Consider the following 24106-nt stretch of genomic DNA (forward strand, 5'->3'; position numbering starts at 1 on the left):
CAGCCGCCAGATAGCCTATAACGATAAAAGTTCTTTGAACATCCCGTCGTGCTGCAAAAGATCTTCGGTTGTGCCGCTTTCGGCCAGCGTGCCGCCCTGAAATACCAGGACGCGATGGAACTGCTCCGCCAGCGCAACATTCGACAGAACCCAGATGATTGCCGGGTTGTGGTCGCTGTTTTCAATGTCGCGTAGAACGGTGCGGACGATCTGGTCCTGGATGCGATGGTCGAGTGCAACCAGCGGCCTGTTAAAGATCAGATAGTCTGCGCGCTTCAGCAGCGCGCGGGCAAGGTTCAGCTTCTGGCGCTGGACGTTGGTCAGGCGCTTGCCGCCGGAGCCGACGTCGAAATCGAGGCCGATTGCCAATACGCTGTCCTGCAGGCCGAGCCTGTCGAAAAGATCCCGCATGATCACATGGATCTGCTCAGGCGCATCGGCCTGCTGGTGGGCGATGCGCCCAAACAGCACGTTGTCCATCAATGTGGCCGAAGCCGTGAAGCGCTCGGGATCGTAGCGTTCGATGACGGCGTTCAGATCGGCCGGGATATGCTTGTGAAACTCCGTACGTGCCTCGACGATCTTGTTCATCAACTGCTTGGTGAGCAGACCGAAGCGATGACGCGGCTCGATGTAGGAGAAACTGAGACGAATGATCGATGCCCGCTCTTCGGGTGTCGCCGTCTCGAAGTTGCGGCCGCCCCGTTTCTGCAGCAGGGCCTGATAGTCGGGAATGTCGTCCGCCGTCATGAAGGTCAGTTGCTGGAAGAAGGGATGGTCCGGCGGCAGGTCGTTGAACAACTCGACGGTGTTCTCGGCGATCTCGATGCCCATGTCGTAGAGTTCGCTATTCAGGCCGCTGTCCTGGAAGAGCTTGATGAAATAGGGATGGGCTGCAAGCTTCCTGTTGGTCATCAGCGGACGCTTCAGCGTGCCGAACAGCAGGTTTTCACCTACCGTCGCCTGCGTATTGTAGGCGGTGAATTCGAACGGCACGACCAGCCCGTCGAGATCCTGCTCCTTCAGCCGTTCGATGAGGGCGTGGCGCAGTTCGACGATCCGTTCGGTCAGGTCCTTGTGCGTCTCTGTATCGACCGTGGAGCGCAGCGCCATGTCGAGAATATCCTGCGACATCAGCACCGAATCGAGCACCGGTCGGATGACGCTGTAAAGATCGTCCGGTCCGGTCGCCCCGGCAGATGTGTAGTCGACCCAGTCGCTGTCGAGGCTGAGAGACGGGTTGCCGGCTCGCTTGGCCTCCGAAATGGCCCACTTGTTGCGCACCGCCGCCTCGCCCTCATAGGTGACGGTCGTCAGCGGGGCATGCTTCAAGCCATAGAGAATGTTGTCGCGCAACGTTCCGTGGAAGAAGTAGGTGTCCGAGCCGGCATAGGCGATGCGTCGGCCCGTTACCGATTCGGGTAATTCCAGGATGTCGTGCCCATCGACCGTCACCTTGCCACTGTCCGGCCAGACCAGCCGTCCGAAGGCCTCCGCCAGATACTCGCCGCCACTGCCACTCTCGCCGACGATCGCCACGGTTTCGCCGGGCTGGATCTCGAGCGAGATATGGTCGAGAACACGGGCGCCGCTGTCGTCGCTGATTGTCAGGTTGGTGGCGACAAGCGCATGCTCCAGCCGTGTCGGAGATTTGGGGTCCATGACCTGCACGCGCGGGTCGATCAGCCTGTCGACGCTGAATTGCTCGACCACCTGATTGTATTTTACCTGCACATCCTGACGCGACTGGTCCCAGTCGATCAGTTCCTTGAGCGGTCCTGGCAGATCCTTGTAGGCGTTGATGACTGCCACCAGTTGGCCGATGTCCAGGCGCCCCTGCAAGGCGAGAAACCCGCCGATCGAATAGAACAGGAACGGTGTAACCTGGGCCAGGAAGTTATTGATGAACTTGACCAGGAACTTCCACTGGTAAAGGTCATAGCGGATCGAGAAGATCAGCCCCAGCCGCGCGGCGATATCAGCCCTTTCGAAGTTGGAAGTGTCGTTGCCATGGATGGTGCCGATGCCATCGACTATCTCGCCAACGCGGCCGGAAAGCTCGCGCGCCGTCAGTTGGCGCTGGCGGCCAAGCTCCAGCAGTCGCTTGCGCATACGGGGAATAATGATCGCCTGGACCGCGACGATGCTGGCAGCGATCATGCCGAGCCAGAAATTCTGCATGATGATGAAGATCAGCGCGGTGACCGCCTGGCCGCCGAGCAGCGCAGGCTGTACGAATGCGTCGCCGGTAAAGCCGCCGAGGGGCTCTACCTCGTCCTTGATCATCGTCGCGATTTCAGCAGCCTTGACGCGCTTGAAGTGCGAAGGCGGAAAACGCAGGACCCGATCGACGAGTTCGAAGCGGATGCGGCGCAGCATGCGCTCGCCAAGCCTGCCCTTGTAGGTATTGATGTAGAGTTTGAAGAGACCGTTCAGCACCACCAGCGCCAGAAAAACCAGGCTCAGCGCGATCAGCATCTCGAAACGGTCGAGCTTCAGGCCCTTGAACACCTCGATATGGCCAACGAAAGGGATGTCGTAGGCGATATGCATGAAGGACTGCGTGGCGCCTTCGCCCTCGAAGCCCTTGCCCTGGATCGGGCCGTTGACGATCTGCTTTGGCAGGTCGAAGGACAGGAAGTAAGGCACCATGGACGCGGCAACGACGAGCAGGATCCATATCTGCTCGAGGCGCGTGTTCGACCAGATATATTTGGCGAGGCTTTTTTCCATTGCTTACCGCATGCTTCTAAATTCGGGGGTCGCCACGCTCGTCTTGCTCTCTCGCATGCCGCTTTTCCCTGTCGCTCGGAATGCGAAATGCCATGGCGGCGATCCGTTCCGATTCCCCGCCTTCAAGCTTATATCACAACAGTCTGCAAAACGAGGTCAAAGCTGCAACGGTCAGGCGGCATCTTGAACGATAACAGCCGTCTTTTCGGCGCCATCCAGGTCGATAGAATGCGAAGCCGGCTTTGGTTTCTGCAGTGCTGTTGCAACGGACTGCTCCAGCATCTCGGCCGTAAGCCCTGCCTCCGGCAAAGCCGTCGCCAGACCGAGCGCCTCCAGCCGTTCTGCGCGGACAGATTGCTCCGTTTCACCACCGGCGGTGAACGGTACGAGGATAGAGCGGCAGCCGGTGACCAGCAGGTCGCAGACCGTATTGTACCCCGCCTGCGAGATCGATAGCTCGGCCCCACGCAGCAGCGACGGGAAATCGCTGCGAAAACGAACCAGCTGTGTATTGGCTGGAGCTTCGTTCTGAAGGGCCATGAAGTCCGCCTCGGGCATGTTCGGCCCCGCGATCAGGCACCAGCGCCGCTCGGTCGCGACGCGTCTCGCCGCTTCGAGAGAGGCGCGGACGAGGTCGCGACCAACCGCGCCGCCGCCGGCAGACACAACGATATCGAAGACCTCGACCGGCTCCGGTGGCATCGCCGGTGCCACAAGTCCGGTGTAGCGTATCTTGCCGGCGATATCGGCGGCCAATGGAAACGTTTCCTCAAGACGTACGAAACGGGGATCGCCATGGACCAGCACGCCGTCGAAATGTGCACTGAGCGTGGCAACGGTTTCAGCGTCGCGCCCCGCCTTCTTCTGCTGCTGAAGGATGTCGCGCACCGATGAGAAAAGCTTTGGCCGCGGCTTTGCAGTCTCGGCGGCATCAAGCAGCGGCAGCAATTCGAACCGCATTTGCCGACGACCGAACGGAAAGGCCTCTATGATGACGACGTCCGGTCGCGTCGCATGAAAGGTCGCAAGCAGCCGGTCGCGGCGGTGGTCCAGGAATGCCTGGTCGACCGGCGTGCCATCCTTGTGGGCAAGTCCCGAAAATCCCGATGTCGCAGCCACCACCGGAGGCAGGGCAATTGATGTGACATCGTCACCCGGAAATCCAGCAACGGGCAAACCGCCGGTCACCAGCGTAACGCTGCAGCCGCGACGCGCGAGCGCATTCGCAATGCGGCTTGCACGGGCGAGATGGCCGATGCCGAGCAGATGTTGAACGTAGAAGAATACCTTTGGTCCGCTCACGCCGAATACTTCCGGTTGTCGTCTTTTTGCCATTCCTCTTCGAACAGCCGGCTGAGGTGTCGGATGCTGGAATGATAGTCGAAGTTCTCGCGCACCCGCCGCTCTGCGGCCAAACCCAGACGGTGGCGCAGGGCAGGGTCGCGGATTGCGGTTTCCAGGGCCCGTGCCAGGCCGGTTGGGTCTTCGGAAGAGACCAGCAGCCCATTCTCGCCGTCGATCAAAAGTTCCGGAACGCCGGAGACCCGCGTCGAGATGCAGGCGAGACGCTGGCTGGAGGCCTCGACCAGCACGTTCGGCAGCCCATCGCGGTCGCCGTCGGCAGCAACGCGGCAGGCAAGCGCGAACACATCGGCACGTCGATAGTGTGCCAGCACCTCTTCCTGCGCCATCGCACCCTTCCAGATGATGCGGTCGGCAATGCCGAGACTGTCCGCCAATACCTTAAGGTCGGGCAACCGGTCGCCGCCGCCGATATGCTCGAAACGCCAGTGAAGCGTCTCCGGCAACAGCGCCAGCGCCCGCAGCAGCACGTCGTAGCCCTTTTTTTCGACGGCGCGGCCGACGCTGAGCAGCAACACCGGTGCAGCGGGATCGCTGCCGTTGCGGTCGGAATGGTCAACTTCCGGAGGGCTGAAACGGGCGAGGTCGAGGCCGTGGTAACTTAGGTGCACACGCTCCTTGAACGGGGTCAAAGTTCGCATGTGGTCAAAACCACTATGAGTGCAGGTCACGGCCCATCGTGCCTGTCCGAGCTTTTCGGTCAGTTCCCAGTCGGGCGATGTCCAGATATCCTTGGCATGCGCCGAACAGGTCCAGGGGGTGCCGGTGAGAATGCTTGCATAGGCGGTTACGGAGGCGGGGGTGTGTATGAAGTGGGCATGTAGCCACTCGGCTCCGTCAGGCCACTCATGCGCCAGCACCATGGCCTGGCCAAGGCGGCGAAATCGGTTGCGCGTCGGGTCACGCTTCAGGTCGGTCCAGAATTGGCGCAGCAGCGGCCGAAAGCCGGGTCGGCGCCTGACCGATAGCAGCGCCTTGACGACGCGCAACGGCTCCTCGTGCAGATATTCCGGCAGGTAGACGACACGCGCCTTGATCTCGTCGTGGACCGGATGCCGCTTCTTGTCGGTGGGACGGCGCATCGAGATCAGCGTCAGGTCGAAACCGGCCTGTTCCAGCCCAAGCAGTTCCTGGGCGATAAACGTTTCCGACAGCCGGGGATAGCCCTTCAGGACGACCAGAATTTTCTTTCGGATAGTCAATGGCTGCGCTCTACTCACCGACGACGGAAAGCGAGGGATAGCTCTCCCGCCCGTCGAGCCACTCGCCGACGATCTGCGAGATATTGACGAGACCCTCGAGCCGCATGTTTTTCTCGCCGCTCTTCGATGGAGGTGCACGATTGACCAGCTTCTTCAAGGCTGCCGATAACTGCAATGCGTCCTCGGACTCTTCTGGAAGCAGCATGTCGACCAGTCCCAGTGCACTCGCCCGCTGGGCGCGGATCAGTTGTTCCTCGCGCGGTCGCGTCCGCGGGATGATAAGCGCCGGCTTGTCGAAAGACAGGATTTCGCAATAGGTGTTGTAGCCACCCATGGCGACCACGGCTGTCGCACCATCGATCAGTTCTTCCATGCGCTTGTCGAACTCGATCACCTCGAGACAACTGATCTTGTTGGCACGCTCGACAAGTTCGGTCCGCTCACGGGCCGGCATGTAGGGTCCGAGCACGATCAGCGTCTTGTACTGCAGCGAGCGATCCTGTTCGTAGGCGTTGACGATATCTCGCACGAGATCCGCGCCATCGCCGCCGCCGCCTGTTGTCACCAGAATGTAGTCCTCATCCGGCACGTGCTCGGATTTCTTGCCTTGCGGAACGCTGCGCTGCAGGAAGCCGACAAAGTCCATTTTCCGTCGTACGCCGGCGGGAACGTCGAGGCCGAGAAGCGGATCATAGAAATCAGGCGGCCCATAGACCCACACCCGGTCATAATACTGGTCGATCTTCTCCAGCATGTTGCTCTTCTTCCACTCGGCATCAAGCAGATGTGGTGCATCCATCACATCGCGCATGCCGAGCACCAACGTCGTTCCGCGCGCCTTGAGATATTGCAGCGTGTCCTCGACTTCGCCCTTGAGACCGAGCGGTTCCTTGTCGACGATGAAGATGTCCGGCTGGAAATTTTCGGCCGTCTGGCGGATGATCGCCTGGCGCATCTTCAGCGTGTCTTTCAGGTCGACGTCGCCGGACATCGAGGTGTATTCGCCGTCCTTGAGTTTGATGACGCTCGGCACCTGAACGAAGTCGACGCGGGCACGGTAGTCGAATGCCCCGGCGATGGTTGCGCCGGAAATAATGAGGACATTCAGCCCGCGATAGTCGCCAACCAGCGAATGTGCGATCGTCCGGCAGCGGCGCAGGTGTCCGAGCCCGAATGTGTCATGGCTGTACATGAGTATGCGTGCATCTTCAACGCGCCGTTTCATGGGCAAAACCTCAAGTCCAAACGTCTTTCGCAGTTAGTTTGCAAGAGGGAGCCAATGCCGTCATGCGCGGCGCGCGCTGTTTCGCGTCCGCACCACACGCTATTTGTAGGGATCGGCAGCATCGCGCAAGCCATCTCCCAGAAAATTGAACGCAAGTATCACAAGAATTACTGGAATCATCGGGAACAGAAGCCAAGGATAAAAGGCGATAACACTGACGCTTCGGGCCTCTGTCAGCAAGATACCCCAACTCGTGATGGGTGGTCGCAAACCAAGTCCCAGAAAGCTCAGCGCGGTTTCGCCGAGGATCATGCTCGGGATCGAAATCGTCGCGGTGGCGATCAGGTGCGACATGAAGCCTGGTACGAGATGCCGGCCGATGATGCGTCGCGATTTGGCGCCCATCAGCTGTGCCGCCAGCACATAATCCTCTTCGCGCAGCGACAGGAGTTTTGAGCGGACAGCGCGCGCAAGCCCGGTCCAGTCCAAAATGCCGAGAATGATGGTGATCCCGAAGTAGACCAGGATCGGGCTCCAGGTCACCGGCATGATCGCCGCCAGCGCCATCCACAGCGGCAGGCTCGGTAGCGATTGCAGAACTTCGATAACCCGCTGCACCAGGAGATCGAACCAGCCACCGTGATAACCGGCAAGTCCGCCGAGCACGATGCCGAGAATGAAGCTGATGGATATGCCGATCAGGCCGATGGTCAGCGAAATGCGTGCACCGTAGATGATCCGCGAGAACACGTCCCGCCCGAGCCTGTCTGTTCCCAGCAGATACATCTGCCCGCCCACAGCCGGGCAGACCAGATGGATGTTGGAGGGAATGGCGCCCCAGAAATTATAGGCATCCCCACGGCAGAGGAAGCGGATCGGCTGCACGTCGTCAGGCTTATCCGTATAGGACCTGCGCAACGTCTCGATATCGAGCGACATGCTGCGACCGTAGACGAAGGGCGCCACCAGCTTTCCGTCATGGAAGATGTGGACCGCCTGGGGCGGCGCATGGATGAAGTCGACATTGCGCGTGTGCAGGCCATAGGGCGCAATGAACTCGGCGGTGATAACGACGCCGTAGAGGAAAAGCAGGAATATGCCGGAGGCGACAGCCACCCGATGGCGCTTGAATTTCCACCACATAAGCTGCTTTTGCGACGCCATGTGATAGCGCGTCTGGCCGGCCGACATCGCCTCGAACTGCATCGGGTCGAATGGTGCCGTCGAGACGTAATGCTGCATCGGCGCCCCGGGTTCTGGCAAGGATGAGGTCAACGGATGCTCCTGCCCTGCAAGCGGATACGGGGGTCGAGAAAGCCAAGGGCTATGTCGGAAATCAGCACGCCGATAACATTGAGTACGGCGAGGAACATCAGGAACGATCCGGCAAGATACATGTCCTGGCTCTGCAACGCCTTGATCAGCATAGGCCCGGTGGTCTCCAGCGACAGCACGATCGCTGTTATTTCAGCGCCTGAGATGATCGACGGCAGGATCGAACCGATATCGGCGACGAAAAAGTTGAGGGCCATGCGCAGCGGGTATTTGATCAGCGCGCGCAGCGGGTGAAGACCCTTGGCCCGCGCGGTGATGACGTATTGCTTCTGCATCTCGTCAAGCAGGTTGGCGCGCAGCCTCCGGATCATGCCGGCGGTACCGGCCGTGCCGACGATGACGACGGGGATCCACAGATGCGAGAGGATGGAACTCGCCTTCTCCCAGCTCATCGGCTGGGACAGATATTTTTGATCCATAAGGTGGCCGATGGAGACGCCGAACCAGACATTGGCGAAATACATCAGGATGAGCGCCAGCATGAAGTTCGGAATGGCGATCCCGAGCAGCCCGAAAAACGTCAGGCTATAGTCGCTCCAGCTGTACTGATGGGTCGCCGAATAGATGCCGATGGGAAACGCGATCAACCATGTCAGCAGGATGGTGGTGAACGACACGAGGATGGTCAGCCACAGTCGGTCGCCGACCACCTGCGATACCGGCAGCTGATATTCGAAGGAATAGCCGAAATTGCCGTGCAACATGCCGGCCACCCAATAGACGTACTGGACTGCCACCGGCTTATCCAGGCCGTATTCCTTGCGAAGCTCCTGTATTTCCTGAAGGTTGGCGGTCTCGCCCTGGGCTTGCAGTTCAGCGATCTGGCTTTCGAAGAAGTCGCCCGGTGGCAACTGGATGATGGTGAACACCAGCATAGAGATGACTAGAAGCGTCGGAACCATGACGGCAATGCGCCAGACGATATATCTAAGCACGGGGATGGTCCTCCGTCAGCCAGAAGGTATCGGGCATGTAGATGCCGAGAAAGCATGTCGGGTCGAAGCCGTAGAGCGCCTTTTCAGGCACGTTCTGCAACCGCTTGGAGTGCAGGATGGGCTGCAGGGTGCCATTGATCAAGCCGATCGAAAAGACCTGCTCGGTATAGATCGCCAGCATTTTTTGCCAGATTTCCGTTCGTTCCTCGAACGACGCTGCGATACCCCATTGTGCCAGGAGCTCGTTCAGCTGCGCAGCCTCGGGAACATCGGGGGCAACCCCTTGGCTGCCGCCGGACAGGTAATACATGCCCCAGAGCGGCCATTGAAGCTGGTCGTCCATCGTGGGGGCCAGTTCGCCGGGGTTCATGTCTGCGGTCGGTACGCCGTTATCCAGCCCGTACCAGATGGACATCATGATACGCCCGCCCATCGCGCGGCTGCGGAAGATGTCGCGCTGCGAGGAGCGGGTAAAGGCGGCAATGCCGATCTTCCGCCAGTGGTCGGTGACCAGCTCCATCACATCGGTGTCGAGCGAGCTTTCGCCCGCCGTCTCGACGGTGATTTCCATCGGCCGCCCGTCTGGCAGCAGGCGCAGGCCATCGGCGTTGCGCTTGTCGAGGCCAGCGGCGTCAAGCAGGGTGTTGGCCTGGGCCGGGTCGTGGTTCACCCACGCCTTGGCGTATTCCGGCTTGAAGAGCGGGCTTTCGGGCAGCACGGTGTCAGCGCTTTCGGCACCGAGGCCATAGAAAGCCGCCATGTTGATCTCATGGCGGTCGATCGCCATGGACAGCGCCCGGCGTACCCTGACGTCGCGGAAAACATCGCGCCAGACCTTGTCGGCGCAATTGAGATTTGGCAACAGCGCCACGCGGGAGCCGCGCGCCATTTTCCAGAGGTTTACCTTCACCGGGTAGCGCTTTTCGGCGTCTTTCAGGAACGCATAATCATCAAAATCGATGCCGGTCGCCTGCAGGTCGCTTTCGCCGGCACCGGTTTTGGCGGCTATGATCGACGACGAACTGACATTCAAAATGAAGCGGTCGATATAGGGAAGCTGCCGCCCGTTCTCGTCGACACGGTGGAAATACGGGTTGCGCTCGAAAACGAACTGCTCGGCCGGTGGTGCGGTGGTGTTGTGCCACGGGTCCAGCACCGGCAGGGCCGGATTTTCCGGACGGTATGCTCGACCCATCTTGATGTGCATCTCCTGCCACTTGCGCGCATGATTTTCCTTCATGAGCGAAGACAGCCTGATCTCGTCCTGGTATTTCTTGTGGAACTGCTTGAGGTAGTGAGCGGGGCCGGCAAGCACCAGCGGCTGCGGGGCAGCGATGATCGGCAGGAAGTTGGGGTTCGGCTTGTCCCAGGAGTAACGCACCGTCAGGGAATCGATCACCTCGAACTTCGGCAGGCTGCCATGCGGCCTCAGTTCCAGAGCACCGCCGCCCGGAGTGAGCTGCTTGTTGAGGATGACGTCTTCCCACCAGTAGCGAAAATCGTCGACGGTGAACGGCGCGCCATCCGACCATTTATGGCCGGGCCGGAGGTGGAAGGTGAAGACCCGGTCGTCTTCGATGTCGTAGGATTCGAGGATGTCCGGCTGCATCTGCAACTTCTGGTCATAGCCGATCAGTCGCGCATAGCCGTAGATCGTCATGAACCGGAGATCGCTCTGCCCGCCGATGATGGTCCGCACCGAGCCTCCATATTGGCCGGGCTGGCGCCCCATCGCCTTTAGCTGGATGACCCTAGGGCGGTCCGGCAGGCGGTCGGCCATAGCTGGCATCTGGGCTGCATCGAGCCAAGGCCGAAGATATTCCGGCTCGATATCGCGATCTGCAGCGCGCGCCGAAAACGCCGGCAGCATGGTCGATGCGATTGCACCAAGGAACGTCCGACGGGTTACCACGTGCGCAATTCCTGGATGTTGGCGTCGCGATGGGCGCGGACGAAATGGCCATCGCCGAGATCTGCGTAGGCAAGTTCCTCGCCTTCGGCCTCAGCGAAATTAGGCCCCCAGTCCCGCTTCGAACTCGGGCCGACTGCTTGCAGCCCGGCAAAATCCAGAGGACGGTCGAGGTCGGGGAAGGGGACAGCGGACAGCAGCGAACGGGTATAGGGATGCACCGGATCGCGCAGGATGATGCCCCTGGGCGCAATCTCGACGATGCGTCCGCGATACATCACGGCAATGCGGTCGGCCATGTAATCGACGACGGCCAGATTGTGCGAGATGAATAGGTAGGTGAGCCCGAGTTCCTTCTGCAGGTCCTTCAGCAGGTTGAGAATCTGCGCCTGCACGGAAACATCGAGCGCCGAGACCGGCTCGTCCAGGATCAGCAGCTTCGGACCGAGTGCCAGTGCCCGGGCGATGCCGATACGCTGGCGCTGCCCGCCGGAAAAGCTGTGTGGATAGCGGCTGAGGTAGCGTTCGTCGAGGCCGATCGCGCGCATCAGCGCCGAGACTTTCTGCTTCCGGTCGGCGCTGTCGCCGCGACCGTGTATTTCCAGAGGCTCGCTGAGAATGTTGCGCACGGTCATGCGCGGCGAAAGCGACGAAACCGGATCCTGGAACACCATCTGGATGTTGGTGCGCATTTCCATCAGTTCGTCGCCGCTCACGGACAGCACGTCGACGTCGCCGTGGCCGTCGTTGAAAACGACAGTACCGCTGTCCGGCTGCACGGCGCGCATCAATATCTTGCTGACGGTGGTCTTGCCGCAGCCGCTTTCGCCGACCAGTCCGAGGCACTCGCCGCGACGAATGTCGAAGCTGACATTGTCGACAGCACGCATCTCGGAACCGCTACCCCTGTCGAAAAGGCCGCGTTTCTTGGTCTTGTAGGTCTTGGCAAGATTGCGCACCGTCAGCAGCACTTCCGGCCCTGCGGGCTCGCTCTTGCGCTTTGAGGAGAATGTATCGATGTTGACAGGCACGTCGCGCAGTGATTTCAACCGCTCGCCGGGCTTCATGTCGAAATGCGGTACGGCAGACATCAGCCCCTTCAGATAGGGATGTTGCGGGTTCCTGAAGATTGTCTCCACGGGACCGGCCTCCATCACCTCGCCGTGGTAAATGACTACAACCTCGTCGGCCATGTTTGCGACCACGCCGAGATCGTGGGTGATCAGCAGCATCGCCATCTGCATCTTGCTCTGCAGATCGCGCAGCAGGGTAAGGATTTGTGCCTGGATGGTCACATCGAGGGCCGTCGTCGGCTCGTCTGCGATCAGCAGCGCCGGGCTGCAGATCAGCGCCATGGCGATCATTGCGCGCTGGCGCATGCCGCCGGAAAGCTCGAACGGATACATGTTGAAGGTGCGCTTTGGATCCTGAAAGCCCACCAGCTCCAGCATTTCTTCGGTCTTGCGGCGCTGCTCTTCTTTGGTCGCAGTGCTGTGGATGCGAAGCGCTTCGCTGATCTGGTTGCCGACAGTGTGAAGCGGCGACAACGACGTCATCGGCTCCTGAAAAATGGTCGCCATCCTCCCGCCACGCAGCGCCCGCATGGGAGCACTGTCGCGAGACAGGCTCAAAATGTCGGTGGTGAGGCCGTTTTTTGGGTCGGTGAACAAGATGCTGCCGGAGGCTGTAGCAGGCGTGGGCAAAATGCCCATGATTGCCTGGCTTATGATCGACTTTCCGGATCCGGATTCGCCCACCAAGGCGGTCACCTTGCCCGGCAAGATCCGGAGGCTGGCGCCTTTGACGACGGACAGCCTATCGCCATAGAGCGAAAAGGACACGTCGAGATTTTCGATACGCAGCAAGTCCGTCTCAGGCGCCATGCAAAAAGAATTTCCCCGTATCACCTGTGACCCGCGCCGGCACACTAACGTAGGCTATAACGGGTGTCCAGTTAGCCGGTTCCAGTCTCCTGACAGAAATCTGGTTCGTCTTCAGATACCTATCGGAATGGCGCGAAGGAGCTTATGCTTGGCTCTACTGGACGATTTTTCCGGGTTGCCGCCGGATATCCTGTTTCTTGGCGTCACGATGCAGAAGAATGACTTGCTCTGCCTCGGATAACCCGTCCGTCGCGGCATCGTAGAAAACATCTTGATCACCCTGCGATGTAACGACAGGCTTCGGATGAAGTACAGTCAGTTTCTGGCCTACGCCGCGAAGCTTTTCTTCGCCAAGCGTTACCCAATCGCCGCCGCTATAGCCAACGAATGCCTTGCTGGCGACCACTTCGCGGGAATACTTCTTGGTCAGCGACTGCAGTCGTTGTACTTCGTTGACGGCAGAGCCGAACGCGGAGAACGTCAGCCGGTCCCTGAGGCCGACATTGCCGAACATAACATTGCCGACATGCAAGCCGATGCCATAGCGGATCGGGTTTAGCTTTCGAGACAGGCGATCTTCGTTCAGTTGCGCGACACGCATCTGCGCCTGCGCGACCGCAGCAAGCGCTGCCCGGCAGGCAACCTTGGACGGGTCCCTGTGCCTGTCGCAGGGATACACCGCCAGAAATCCGTCCCCGAGGAAACTCATGATTTCGCCGCCGTTCCGATTGAACGGCGCGGCTATCGCGTCGAAGAACGCGTTCAGCGTGTCGATATACGCCTGGCGCCCCTCTTTCTCGGCAAATACCGTCGATTGACGCATGTCTCCCATCACCAAAGCCGCACGAATGGTCTCGCCGTCGCCGCGCCGGATCTGGCCGTTCAGCACGCGTCTGCCCGCATCGCCTCCGAGATAGGTGGTCAGCATATTGTTGGCGAGCTTGCCGAGCACCGCCATCTTGGCTGCCAGCGCCAGATGGTTTTGCATCCGCAGCAGGGCGCCGATCATCTCTTCGCTGAAGCCGCTGGCGCCGTCCGTTGCCCACGAACCCATCATGCCTTGCGCCGAGCCGTCGCCGAACGTCTGCACGAAGGCTATGTAGTCGGTAACTTTCTCCTTGCGGAGTTCCTCGAATATCGGGAAGTCGAGCGGCCCGTCGCCGTCGATGCGGCGGCGCATGTAGTCGAGATTGCTGGTCAGCAGATGGTAATAGGGGCTTTGCAGGAACCGCTCCGGCTTTTCGCCGGAATGGCGATAGCCTTCGATCGTCAGCCCGCTTGCGCGACGCCAGGTGAAGCCCAGCGCATCGTAAAGTGGATGCAGCATCGAAAACGTCAGATGCACACGGGCAATCGGCAGGCCGGATGCGGAAATACGGTCGCAGAAACCGCGCACGACGTTCTCGAGGTTTTCACCCGTCAGCGCCGCTTGCGTCAGCCACTCCGCCACCTTGTCGAGAAAAATGTCGGAGACGCTGGAAAAGGAGTTCGTCATGCAACCGGTTCTCTGGATTGGCGTCAGCTGCCCAGTCGGAAGGCGCAACTGCTACCCAGGCAGATAAGAACATTTCAGAGTGAGGCAATGGGCATGGCAACGTCCGTCGCGTAAAACGCAGTTCCACCGGACGAACAGCGTCAGGCCGGGCCCGGTGCGAGAGCCGACTAGCCTCCAGCTGGCATCTCAGCCCCAGACTGCTGCTTGGCACGAAGATCCGCGGCAGCCATTGCGTAGCCGCCATTGGCGCCATCGATGAAATGCATGTGGTCGCGCGACAGGGGCGTTGGCACGAAGCAGGTCATCAGGGCCGAGGCCTGCCGGTGCAATCCGTAGCGGCATATGCCCGCGGCTTCCGCTTCCTTCAGGATTTGCCCCAGTCGTGCGAGGCGGTCGGCATCGAGGTCGATCGTCATTTTCAGGCCGTCGTCGAATTTCCGGAAGTCGGAATTGGCCGCGACGTCCTGCTTGTAACGGCGTGCATTGAAGGACCCGAGTGTCAGCCGAAGCTTATGCAGGGCGATGGTCAGGCTGATTTGTGCGGCGATGGCAAGTTTGCGGCGCAATATCCGTCCGTCCAAGGCGGTCGCGCGCGCTTCGTCCGCTACCCCGCCAAGCGCGAGACCGAGGTTGGGGCCGTCGACGGGCACCGGATGGCCGTCGCGACCTTGCTCGGCGACGATCGCAATGATGCCAGCCACAAGGCTCTGGAACTCCCGGCCATGGCCGCGCGCATCCGGCACCGCGATGACGGAGACGATTTCCCCGTTGCGCGCCTCGATCGGGTTCCAGCGACAGGAGAGACCTGTAAGGTCCGGACGCATCTGGGTCTGGTCGGCTTCGACACCGTAGTTACCGGTCTTCATCTGCGCCTCGGCCCAAGTGGTGCCGCCGCCGGCAAACATGGCGTATGAGACGAAATCCGTTGGGCTGAAGCGCGCCACCCTAACGTCCATTCCCTGTGCCCTGATGTCGGCCATCGGCACGAGCGCGCATCGCAGGCTCAGGTGCAGGTCGGCGGCCACGAAGGACTGCACAGAGGCCAGCGCCTGGCGTGTGCGCTCGAGGCCGGCAGACGGAATGGCAATGCACGCCCCGTCTCCGCCGAAGACGAAAGGATAGTCGGCGCGTCCGAGTGCGTTGAGAACGGCGGAGATAACGCTGGCACCGGCCATGTTGACGGCCTTGTAGCGACCGGCTGCAATCGCTTCCGTCGAAGAAACGATATCGGCCAGCGCCAAGTACCAGTCGTCGGGTAGGGGACTATAGTTGCCGTCGTCCGTCACCCCTTCGAAACGGGTGAAAACCGGCAGGGCACTGAAGAACGCATCATGTGTCAAATCGTCCATAATCCATCCCTACCATATCCCTTTATGTTGAACGAGTGCAGTGACGGATGAGTTGCACGCGGCGCGACAGATCGAAAACGCAGTTGCCCTGTCGACGGGGCCTTCCTGACCTGCTAGGCGGACGAACCCAATTGCCAATCCTGGAAATTCCCGACCATGAGCCGCCTTGACAGCTTCATTCGACGCCTGAGCGCCCAGCGCGATATCCTCGATCATCTTACCAGAGATATCGCCGCTCTCGAAGGCCCGATCCTCGAATTGGGATTGGGCAACGGGCGCACCTTCGATCACCTGAGGGAGCGTTTCCCGGGTCGTCGCATCATTGCCTTCGACCGCGCCGCCAACGCCTCCGCCCATTCGATGCCGGCGCCGGAAGATCTGGTGCTCGGCGAAATCCAGCAGACGGCCCAGGCATTTCTCGGTGTCGATGCGGCACTCGCCCATGCCGATATCGGTACCGGCTACCCAGACCGGGACGAGATCACGCTGCGTTGGCTGCCGCAGTTGATGGCCGGTGTGTTGAGGTCCGGTGGCGTGGCAGCCAGCGGCCTGCCGCTTGTCCACGCCGAACTGCAGCCGCTTCCGCTGCCGGACGGCATTCATGAGGATCGCTATTTCATCTATCGCCGCAGATAAGCCTCAGCCGTAAAAGAGCACGTCGAACTGTTCGCCGGTAACCGGCAGCTCATCGACCTGCATGTCGATCTGCCGGTCTTCGCTGAAGACGATGCAGGTCTGGTAGAAGCCGGCCAGCTGCCGCTTGAATTCTGCAGCCTGCTCCGGCCCGTAGAATGCTGGCGTGAACTCCATGTAGAGCGGCACGCGACGGGCCATCAGCGCGTGCATCGAGCGACACGCCACGGGCTCGTAGCCCTCGATATCCATCCAGATCAGCCCGACCTGACTAACCGCCACGCCGGCCTCTTCGAGAATCTGCGCCACCGGCTTGACCGGCACCGAGATTTTCAAGGACCCGCCGGCCTTGCTCAGGGCGCTGCTTTTGCCATGGTTGCTGTGGTGCTGGAAGAATTCGAGGTTGCCCGTACGATCCCCTGCGGCGCAATTGACAAGCGTGACGCGTTCGTCGAGCTGGTTCTGCCTGATATTGCAGCTGAGCAGCCTGACATTGCGCGGGTCCGGCTCGACCGTCACGATCCGGCGATAGGCCTGGCTCAGGGCAAAATAGATGGTCTGCGTGCCGATATTTCCGCCCAGCTCGAGCAGCACATCGCCGCGGCGCTGCAATCCGCGTTCGCGCAATACAGCCAGCAGGCGGTCGACATGGTCGCGCTCGAAATGTCCCTTCCGGAACACCTTGCGACCGATATAGTCCGATGGCGAAACGCTCATGATGTGATCGCCGCAGTCTACCGTCAGCGTCAAAACCCGCGGCCCTATCCCGCCGATCAGCAGCTTGCGGCCGAACGGCATGTCGAATATGCGCGTCGCCAGACGGTCGCGCAGCTTGCGCAGGCGTCGCTTGTAGTTTTTGCTTATCCAAAGGAGAGGGCTCATCATTGCCTTCCCTACACCGGCCGCCGGCTCATGCAAAGCGGCGGCTCTCGCTCTTCGGCACGATATAAACCTGCAGAGGCTGCGCGCGACCTCGCACGGCGATCTCGCGGCTCTCGATGCCCGCAGTGTCGACGCCGGAGAGCAGCGCGACCGGCTCCGAGAATACAAGCGCGGTCTCGAACTCCTTCGCAGCGCTCTCGAGCCTGCTTGCGACGTTGACCGTATCGCCGATTGCCGTCAGCGCCTTCACGTTGCCATAGCCCATCGATCCGACAACGGCTCTCCCGGTGTGGATGCCGATGGCGATCTGCAGGGGCTTGGAGAGTTCATCCGCCAGTTCCGCCGCCAGCTTGTCGATCTCGACGACAATCGCAGCCGCAGCCTTCAGCGCCTGCCGGCAGGCAACTTCCGGCGTAGTACCAAGCCCGAACAGCGCCATCACGCCATCGCCGATGAACTTGTCGATACGGCCGCCTTGCTCCTCGATGACGCGCCCGACAATGGAGAAATAGCGGTTGAGCAGGAACACGATGTCGAACGGCAGGCGCGATTCGGTGAGCGTTGTGAAATGGCGGATGTCGCAGAATAAAACGACGATCTCGCGCTCCCGGCCCGGGCTTGCCGCCTGGCTGAAGGTGGGAATGGCCGTCTCGGCGAGAGGCACCAGCATCGGCACGACGGTGACGTTATGGGGCGGGCGCAGCTGGCAGGCGAGCCTGACCTCAGGTGCGGCACCAATCCTGGTCAGGGTTTTCTGCTCAAGGGAATCAGGCGGCGGCAGGTTTTTGCCACCTTCGATCACCTGGACGCGGCAGGTCGAACATTGCCCCTTGCCGCCACAGATCGAATAATGCGGAATGCCCCCGAGGCGACTGGCTTCGAGCACGGTAAAGCCACGCGGAACCTCGATGGTCTCTCCGCCGGGATAGCGAATGGTAATCTGGTGCGCCCGCTCGCTCCACCGACGTCTGGCCCGCAGCAGGAACAGTCCAACGATCGAGACAGCAAGGATTCCGTAGAGCGCTAAGCGGTATGGGACAAGCGCCTCCGACACGCCGCGGGGTGCTGGGCCTGCGACGCTCGCAGCCTCCCTGGCTCCATAGTAGCCGCCTGGATAGCCATTGGGGACTTCATGGGCGATCTGGTAGGCGATATTGCGGCCCATCGCCGCAAACCCCAGCAAACCCAGCACTGGCAGTAGGATGGCAAACGCAAGCAGCGCAGGTGCGAGGCGGCTATACCATGAGCGATATCGCAGCCAGAAATGCAGCCCGATGCATCCATGCACCCAGACGACGACCAGCGCGATTGCCTGTCGCGCGCCGACATAGGGCGAGTTGACCCAAAGCGACCGTACAGTTGAGTGGTAGGTGTCGGCAAAGCCGTAGAGACTGTAGACGACCCGGGTGGCGACAACGTGGTCGATCAGTAGCAGCGGCACCAGCAACCCGGTGATAATCTGGAATGCCTCGCCGATAGGCATCCGGAGCGTCCTGCGGAGATACAGCGCCCGGAACACCAGAAGGACATGGATGACGACCGCACCGTAGAAAAGGCCGGTGCCGATGGGATTGCGCCATATCAGCAGGAAGATGAGGCGACCTTTTTCCGCGGCATGGACTGAAATCAGCCCGAGCGCATGGTTGCTGATATGCATCAGCACGAACAGGAACACGACCAGACCCGAGCCCAGTCTGGCTCTCCGGATGGATCGGTCGGAAAGCAGGGTATGTCGCGCCGCTATGGTTTCAATCCGCCTCTGGATGGCTGTTCACAAATGCGCTCGGATAGGCTAACCAAAACCGGCCATGAATATCGACATGCCAGATTTGTCTATGGTTTATCTAGCGAATAACCGGCAAGCTGTCGAGGATCACCCCGCAATACAAGGTTGCTTCACCCTGTCGTTCACGAAGGCTTTATGGGTTTTCCACGCCGTTCGACGGCAACGCGACCGGGGAAACGCCAACAAACCGGCGATGCCATGAAAATTGCCTTCTATGCGCCGCTAAAATCGCCCCACCATGCCGTCCCCTCTGGCGACCGCCTGATGGCAAGGCAGTTGATCGCAGCGCTCGAAATGGCAGGCCACAGCGTCGAGGTTGTATCCGAACTGCGCAGCTTCACGGCAACTCCGGATCCTGATTTGCGCGCGCAAATGACGACAAGGGCAGGCGAGGAGATCGCGCGCCTGCTGGCAATGCCGACGTCTACCAGGCCAGAGCTCTGGTTCACCTACCACCCTTATTACAAGACGCCGGACCAGATCGGTCCGACCGTCGCACGTGTGTTCGGTATCCCCTATGTCACCGCCGAAGCCTCCTATTCCGGGCGTCGGGATAAACAGGGCTGGCGCGAAAACCAGTGCTTGGTTGCCGATGCCGTACGACAGGCCGCCGTCAACTTTTGCTTCACCGAGCGCGACCGGCGGGGGCTGATGGAAGCCATCCCTGAGGGTGTTTACGCTCATCTCCCGCCGTTCATCGACCCCGCGCTGTTTCAGGCGCCTGCGGAAAAGGCGCCGCGCCGGCTGATAACTGTCGCGATGATGCGCGATGGCGACAAACTCGACAGCTACGCGATGCTGGCGCGCTCTCTCGATTTGATTCGCGAGAAAGACTGGACGCTGACGATCATTGGCGATGGCCCCAAACGTCCGGACGTCGAGGCAATGTTCGAAACGTTCGGAGACCGGCGCATCGATTGGCTCGGCCAGAAAAGCCCCGACGAACTCGCCGTCGAGCTTTCGCGCGGTGGCGTCTATGTCTGGCCGGGGTGCGGCGAGGCCTATGGTCTCGCCTATCTCGAAGCCCAGGCAGCTGGCCTTCCCGTCGTTGCCCAGGCAACGGCCGGTGTTCCGGAAGTCGTCGTGAACGGCAAAACGGGCATCCTGGCGCCGGATGGCGATTTAGAGGCATTTGGGGCAGCGATTGCCGAGCTTCTCGACAATCCCCAGCGCAGTCGGGAGACGGGGGGCGCCGCGCGTCAATTCATTTTTGCCGAACGGTCGCTGGAGGCTGCATCGATGCGGCTGGACGCGCTTTTGCAGCAGCATCTGGGAGAACGATATGCGCGATGAGCGGCACTGGAAAAAATTGGGCAACGTGCTCGAGAGGCTGTCCGACGCCAATCGCGGCGTTCGGCTCTGGCTGCGCGATGACGATGCTATCGAACCGACGCCCGCCCTCGAGCGCCTGCTGGACATGACAAGGCATGCCTCGGTGCCGATAAGCCTTGCCGTCATCCCCACCTTCACCGGCCAGCCGCTAGCAGACAGGTTGGAGGGCGAGACCCACGCCGCCGTGACCGTTCACGGCTGGGCCCACGAAAACCATGCCGGCAGCGGTGGCAAGAAGTGCGAACTGGGGTCGGATCGCCCGCCCGCCGTGGTGCTTGGGGAGCTCGGTGACGGTTTGGCCAAACTCCGAGCGCTCCATGCCACCCGGCTCGATCCAGTGCTCGTCCCGCCATGGAACCGGATCGACAAGACACTGCTGCCCGAACTAAAGCCCCTCGGATTTCGCGCCGCATCCGTCTATGGCAAGGCAGACATCGCCAGCCCTATCGAATTGATCAATACCCATGTCGACATCATGGATTGGTCAGCAGGCATATGCCGCCCGCATTCCGCACTCGTGGATCTACTAGTCGCCGAACTCGAACGTCGCATGGATGGCAGCGACGAGCCGATCGGAATTCTGACCCATCATCTCGTGCACGACGAAGCCTGTTGGGATTTCATGGAAAAGCTGTTCGAAGTTACAGCTACAAGCGACGCGCGCTGGCATCCGCTGCGCGATCTATTGGATTAAACAGCCACCGTCTGGCCATCGAAAGCGGCAAATGCGCCGGGCAGCCGTTCGCGAGCTTTTGCCTGCATGGCGTCCAGTTCATCGTCCGTACGCGATGGAGCGTGATGAAAGAGGGCCATGCGCTCGACACCGGCCATCTTTGCGAGCTTGACGCCTTCTTCCCAGGTCGAATGGCCGAACCCGCGATATTTCGTCATTTCCGGTTCGGTATAGGTCGTGTCGTAGACCACCAGATCGGCTCCCTGCATCAGGGCCAGAGCCGCTTCGTTGATCTGGTCGTCACGGTGCTCGGTGTCGTAGACAAGGGCGATGACCCGGCCGGCCCATTCTATGCGGTAGCCGACGGCACCGCCTGGATGATTGAGCAGCGCGGTGTGGATGACGATCCCTGCATGGGGCTCGATCACATCGCCGGGTTTGAAATCGCGAAAGCCGAGTGTCGCCCGGCAGATATCAGGCTCGACTGGAAACCATGGCGGCCGCATGAACTGGTCGATCATGCCTCTCGTGGTCGTTTTGCCGGCGAGATGTCCCGACCACAGGTTTACGGTGACGTTCGGATTGTAGATGGGCTCAAAGAACGGCAGGCCGATAATGTGGTCGTAGTGGGAATGGGTGAAAAACAGGTCGATGTCCGTGACACCGCCTTGGCGCAACGCAGCCGACGCTTCGCGCACGCCTGTTCCAGCGTCGAACAGCAGATGCCTGTCGCCAAATTTGATTTCGATGCAGGACGTGTTGCCGCCGTAACGCTCGAATTCCGGGCCGGAAACCGGGATACTTCCCCGGACGCCCCAGAATTTGAGTTCAAGCAGATCGCTTTTCATGCTCGTTTTTATACCAATTCCCCATTGCCGACAACGTAACCACACTTTTTCCTTCATGCGAAGCCAGCAATTTCCATAAAAGTTCCCTGCAGGCGAAAACCAAATCACCAAAGACCCGGCGTCGACCTTCGACGCCCACGCTTAACGACAGCTTTGTGCGATTTCACGGGAACCTAAGCATCGTCTTAACGTTTCAATTCTCGGCATCATAACGCCTGCCGATCCAGAAATTTTGCAAACGGTGCATCATCTCCTTGTCGATATTCCATCGCATAATGCCATGGCGCCTGTGCTCGACAACGCGATGGGCGCGTTCGCCTGATCTGACAACCAACCCAAGAACGGACATATCCTTATGAGTTTTTCATTCTCGGAACTGGACTTTATGAAGCCGGAACTCGGCGCCGAATACACCGGCGCCGGAACGCATTTTGCGGTGTTTTCGGCCAATGCCGAGAAGATTGAACTTTGCCTCTACACGGAAGACGGCAAGACAGAGACAGCCCGCATGGCTCTACCAAAGCGCGAAGGCGATATCTGGTCGGGATACATCGCAGGCCTCGGTCCGGGCACAGTCTACGGCTATCGCGCGCACGGCCCCTATGATCCCGCCAACGGTCATCGCTTCAACCCTAACAAGCTTCTTCTTGATCCCTACGCCAAGCAGATCATCGGCGAAATCAAGTGGGATGATGCGCTCTACGGATATACGATTGGCGCAGAGGACGGCGATCTCTCGTTCGATGAGCGCGACAGCGGTCCGTTCATGGTCAAGGGCGTTGTTCAGGATCCGGATTTCGATTGGGACGGGGATAAGGCAATCCGCCGCCCCTGGACCGAAACCGTCATCTACGAAGCCCATGTCCGCGGGATGACGATGACCCACCCGGACGTTCCCGACGACCTGCGCGGCACCTTTCTCGGCATGTGCAGCGATCCAATCATCGAGCACCTGACCAAGCTTGGCATCTCCGCCATTGAGCTCCTGCCTATCCAGTCCTTTGTCGATGACCGGTACCTGGAGGAAAAGAATCTCCGCAACTACTGGGGCTACCAGACGCTCGGCTTCTTCGCGCCGATGAACCGCTTCATGTCGAGCAACAAGATCACCGAAATCAAGACGATGGTGCGAAAGTTCCACGCTGCCGGCATCGAAGTGATCATGGACGTCGTCTACAATCATACTGCCGAGGGTTCCGAACGTGGACCGACAATGAGCTTCAGGGGGCTGGACAACCAGAGCTACTATCGCCTGTCGCCGGACGATCAGCGCCACACCTTCGATACCACAGGCACCGGCAATACCCTCAACGTGTCGCATCCGATGGTGCTGCGTATGGTGCTCGACAGCCTTCGTTATTGGGTCGGCGTTATGCACATCGACGGTTTCCGCTTCGATCTGGCGAGCACGCTCGGCCGCGAGGAAATGGATTTCGACCGCCAGGGCGGCTTTTTCGACGCCATTCGCCAGGATCCGGTCCTGGCCGGCGTCAAGCTGATTGCCGAGCCGTGGGACATCGGCGAGGGCGGTTATCAGGTTGGCGGCTTTCCCTATCCCTTCCGCGAATGGAACGATAAGTTCCGCGACACCGTCCGGACCTACTGGACAGGCGAGGGCGGCCAGATTTCAAAGCTTGCCACGCGTCTCGCTGGCTCGGCACGGCAGTTCAACCACTCAGATCGTGGCGCCACCACGTCTATTAATCTGCTGAGCGCCCATGACGGCTTCACATTGATGGACACCGTGTCCTTCAACGAGAAGCACAATGAGGCCAACGGCGAAAACAATAATGACGGCCATTCCGACAATCACTCGGACAACATGGGCGTGGAAGGCGCGACAGACGATCCGGAGATCAACGCTGCCCGGGCCCGTCGCCGTCGCAACATGATCATGACGCTGATGCTGAGCCAGGGCGTGCCGATGATTGTCGGCGGCGATGAAGTCGGCAACAGTCAGGGAGGCAACAACAACGCCTATTGCCAGGACAACGAGATCGGCTGGACGGACTGGAACGGCCTGAAAGATCCCTTCCTTGAATTCTGCCAGAAAGCAGTCGCCTTCAGGAAGGCTCATCCCGTCCTTCGCCAGGAGCGCTTTCTGACCGGCGACACGTCGGAAGACGGTCGCGCTGAGATCGCCTGGTTCAAGCCCGACGGCAACCAGATGGACGACGGCGCCTGGGATGATGGCGAATTGCGAGTCTTGGGCGTCTACATCGGCAAGAGTGTTCACGCCACGGACAGCGAAGTCCTCGACGACCTGTTCATGGTGTTCAACGCCGGCGGCGACAGTGAATTCCATCTTCCTGAATTGGGAGAAGGTGAAAAATGGTGCCGCGTTGTAGACACTGGCACGGAAGAAACCTTCACAACTCATGAGGTCGAAAACACGGTTGTCGTCTACGCCGCCAGTGTCGCGGTATTCGCACCGAAAGCCGATGAGCCAGATCAGCCGAAGACTGCCGAGCGCAAGCGTTGGTTCCACTTTGGTCGTCAGGCTCAACCCGACAGGAAATAGCAG

Annotated in this window: 17 protein-coding genes; 4 read left to right on the plus strand and 13 right to left on the minus strand. The window is 60.2% G+C overall.

Annotation, left to right across the window (positions count from 1 at the left end):
• Nucleotides 1-15: 15 nt before the first annotated feature.
• From PR017_RS17515 to PR017_RS17560, 10 genes are all read right to left on the minus strand, one after another.
• Nucleotides 16-2733 (minus strand): ABC transporter ATP-binding protein, encoded by a 2718-nt coding sequence (locus tag PR017_RS17515; protein ID WP_111216300.1) that lies wholly within the window; start codon nucleotides 2731-2733, stop codon nucleotides 16-18.
• Nucleotides 2734-2904: 171 nt separating this feature from the next.
• Nucleotides 2905-4035 (minus strand): glycosyltransferase family protein, encoded by a 1131-nt coding sequence (locus tag PR017_RS17520; protein ID WP_111216302.1) that lies wholly within the window; start codon nucleotides 4033-4035, stop codon nucleotides 2905-2907.
• Entirely contained in the window at nucleotides 4032-5297 is a 1266-nt protein-coding gene (locus PR017_RS17525; protein WP_164498223.1) for a glycosyltransferase family 4 protein, read from the minus strand. Before PR017_RS17525 ends, PR017_RS17520 begins: the two co-directional genes overlap by 4 nt.
• 10 nt (nucleotides 5298-5307) lie before the next feature.
• Entirely contained in the window at nucleotides 5308-6522 is a 1215-nt protein-coding gene (locus tag PR017_RS17530) for a glycosyltransferase family protein (RefSeq protein WP_111216304.1), read from the minus strand.
• A 99-nt stretch (nucleotides 6523-6621) separates the two neighbouring features.
• A complete protein-coding gene (locus tag PR017_RS17535; RefSeq protein WP_161959283.1) occupies nucleotides 6622-7764 on the minus strand; it encodes an ABC transporter permease in 1143 nt (380 codons plus the stop codon).
• A 29-nt stretch (nucleotides 7765-7793) separates the two neighbouring features.
• On the minus strand, nucleotides 7794-8792 hold the full coding sequence (locus PR017_RS17540) for an ABC transporter permease (RefSeq protein WP_111216308.1): 999 nt from the start codon (nucleotides 8790-8792) through the stop codon (nucleotides 7794-7796).
• Nucleotides 8785-10704 (minus strand): ABC transporter substrate-binding protein, encoded by a 1920-nt coding sequence (locus tag PR017_RS17545; RefSeq protein WP_111216310.1) that lies wholly within the window; start codon nucleotides 10702-10704, stop codon nucleotides 8785-8787. The genes PR017_RS17540 and PR017_RS17545 overlap by 8 nt, the downstream gene beginning before the upstream one ends.
• Nucleotides 10698-12584 carry an ABC transporter ATP-binding protein gene (locus PR017_RS17550; protein WP_111216312.1) on the minus strand — a complete coding sequence of 629 codons (1887 nt, stop codon included), beginning with the start codon at nucleotides 12582-12584 and terminating at the stop codon, nucleotides 10698-10700. The genes PR017_RS17545 and PR017_RS17550 overlap by 7 nt, the downstream gene beginning before the upstream one ends.
• Before the next feature lie 154 nt (nucleotides 12585-12738).
• Nucleotides 12739-14079, minus strand: a complete 1341-nt coding sequence (locus PR017_RS17555; RefSeq protein ID WP_111216314.1) for an adenylate/guanylate cyclase domain-containing protein — start codon at nucleotides 14077-14079, stop codon at nucleotides 12739-12741.
• A gap of 167 nt (nucleotides 14080-14246) precedes the next feature.
• Nucleotides 14247-15428 (minus strand): DUF3095 domain-containing protein, encoded by a 1182-nt coding sequence (locus PR017_RS17560; RefSeq protein WP_111216316.1) that lies wholly within the window; start codon nucleotides 15426-15428, stop codon nucleotides 14247-14249.
• A gap of 156 nt (nucleotides 15429-15584) precedes the next feature.
• Between PR017_RS17560 and PR017_RS17565 the strand changes: the two genes are divergently transcribed.
• On the plus strand, nucleotides 15585-16064 hold the full coding sequence (locus tag PR017_RS17565; protein WP_111216318.1) for a class I SAM-dependent methyltransferase: 480 nt from the start codon (nucleotides 15585-15587) through the stop codon (nucleotides 16062-16064).
• Between the two features lie 3 nt (nucleotides 16065-16067).
• On the opposite strand, the gene PR017_RS17570 is transcribed toward PR017_RS17565, so the two are convergent.
• Both PR017_RS17570 and PR017_RS17575 read right to left on the minus strand, forming a co-directional pair.
• On the minus strand, nucleotides 16068-16943 hold the full coding sequence (locus PR017_RS17570; RefSeq protein ID WP_111216320.1) for an FkbM family methyltransferase: 876 nt from the start codon (nucleotides 16941-16943) through the stop codon (nucleotides 16068-16070).
• A gap of 28 nt (nucleotides 16944-16971) precedes the next feature.
• Complete coding sequence (locus tag PR017_RS17575; RefSeq protein ID WP_425070007.1) at nucleotides 16972-18618, minus strand: adenylate/guanylate cyclase domain-containing protein; 1647 nt, start codon at nucleotides 18616-18618, stop codon at nucleotides 16972-16974.
• Nucleotides 18619-18927: 309 nt separating this feature from the next.
• Between PR017_RS17575 and PR017_RS17580 the strand changes: the two genes are divergently transcribed.
• Nucleotides 18928-20022, plus strand: coding sequence for a glycosyltransferase family 4 protein (locus PR017_RS17580; protein WP_111216322.1), 1095 nt, complete (start codon nucleotides 18928-18930; stop codon nucleotides 20020-20022).
• On the plus strand, nucleotides 20012-20755 hold the full coding sequence (locus PR017_RS17585; RefSeq protein WP_111216324.1) for a polysaccharide deacetylase family protein: 744 nt from the start codon (nucleotides 20012-20014) through the stop codon (nucleotides 20753-20755). Before PR017_RS17580 ends, PR017_RS17585 begins: the two co-directional genes overlap by 11 nt.
• On the opposite strand, the gene PR017_RS17590 is transcribed toward PR017_RS17585, so the two are convergent.
• The gene (locus PR017_RS17590) at nucleotides 20752-21582 is read right to left on the minus strand and encodes an MBL fold metallo-hydrolase (protein ID WP_111216326.1); all 831 of its coding nucleotides are present in this window, start codon (nucleotides 21580-21582) and stop codon (nucleotides 20752-20754) included. The genes PR017_RS17585 and PR017_RS17590 overlap by 4 nt on opposite strands.
• A 355-nt stretch (nucleotides 21583-21937) precedes the next feature.
• Here PR017_RS17590 and glgX point away from each other — a divergent pair, with 355 nt between their 5' ends.
• Nucleotides 21938-24103 (plus strand): glycogen debranching protein GlgX, encoded by a 2166-nt coding sequence (gene glgX, locus PR017_RS17595; protein ID WP_111216328.1) that lies wholly within the window; start codon nucleotides 21938-21940, stop codon nucleotides 24101-24103.
• Nucleotides 24104-24106: the final 3 nt, after the last annotated feature.

Origin of the sequence: Rhizobium tumorigenes (assembly GCF_003240565.2) — a bacterium.
GTDB lineage: Bacteria > Pseudomonadota > Alphaproteobacteria > Rhizobiales > Rhizobiaceae > Rhizobium > Rhizobium tumorigenes.

What these genes read in the sequence shown, in the direction of transcription:
- PR017_RS17515 (WP_111216300.1), bottom strand. Translation starts at nt 2,733, where the DNA reads ATGGAAAAAAGCCTCGCCAAATATATCTGGTCGAACACGCGCCTCGAG.
- PR017_RS17530 (WP_111216304.1), bottom strand. Translation starts at nt 6,522, where the DNA reads ATGAAACGGCGCGTTGAAGATGCACGCATACTCATGTACAGCCATGAC.
- PR017_RS17535 (WP_161959283.1), bottom strand. Translation starts at nt 7,764, where the DNA reads ATGCAGCATTACGTCTCGACGGCACCATTCGACCCGATGCAGTTCGAG.
- PR017_RS17550 (WP_111216312.1), bottom strand. Translation starts at nt 12,584, where the DNA reads ATGGCGCCTGAGACGGACTTGCTGCGTATCGAAAATCTCGACGTGTCC.
- PR017_RS17555 (WP_111216314.1), bottom strand. Translation starts at nt 14,079, where the DNA reads ATGACGAACTCCTTTTCCAGCGTCTCCGACATTTTTCTCGACAAGGTG.
- PR017_RS17560 (WP_111216316.1), bottom strand. Translation starts at nt 15,428, where the DNA reads ATGGACGATTTGACACATGATGCGTTCTTCAGTGCCCTGCCGGTTTTC.
- PR017_RS17565 (WP_111216318.1), top strand. Translation starts at nt 15,585, where the DNA reads ATGAGCCGCCTTGACAGCTTCATTCGACGCCTGAGCGCCCAGCGCGAT.
- PR017_RS17570 (WP_111216320.1), bottom strand. Translation starts at nt 16,943, where the DNA reads ATGAGCCCTCTCCTTTGGATAAGCAAAAACTACAAGCGACGCCTGCGC.
- PR017_RS17580 (WP_111216322.1), top strand. Translation starts at nt 18,928, where the DNA reads ATGAAAATTGCCTTCTATGCGCCGCTAAAATCGCCCCACCATGCCGTC.
- PR017_RS17585 (WP_111216324.1), top strand. Translation starts at nt 20,012, where the DNA reads ATGCGCGATGAGCGGCACTGGAAAAAATTGGGCAACGTGCTCGAGAGG.
- PR017_RS17590 (WP_111216326.1), bottom strand. Translation starts at nt 21,582, where the DNA reads ATGAAAAGCGATCTGCTTGAACTCAAATTCTGGGGCGTCCGGGGAAGT.
- glgX (WP_111216328.1), top strand. Translation starts at nt 21,938, where the DNA reads ATGAGTTTTTCATTCTCGGAACTGGACTTTATGAAGCCGGAACTCGGC.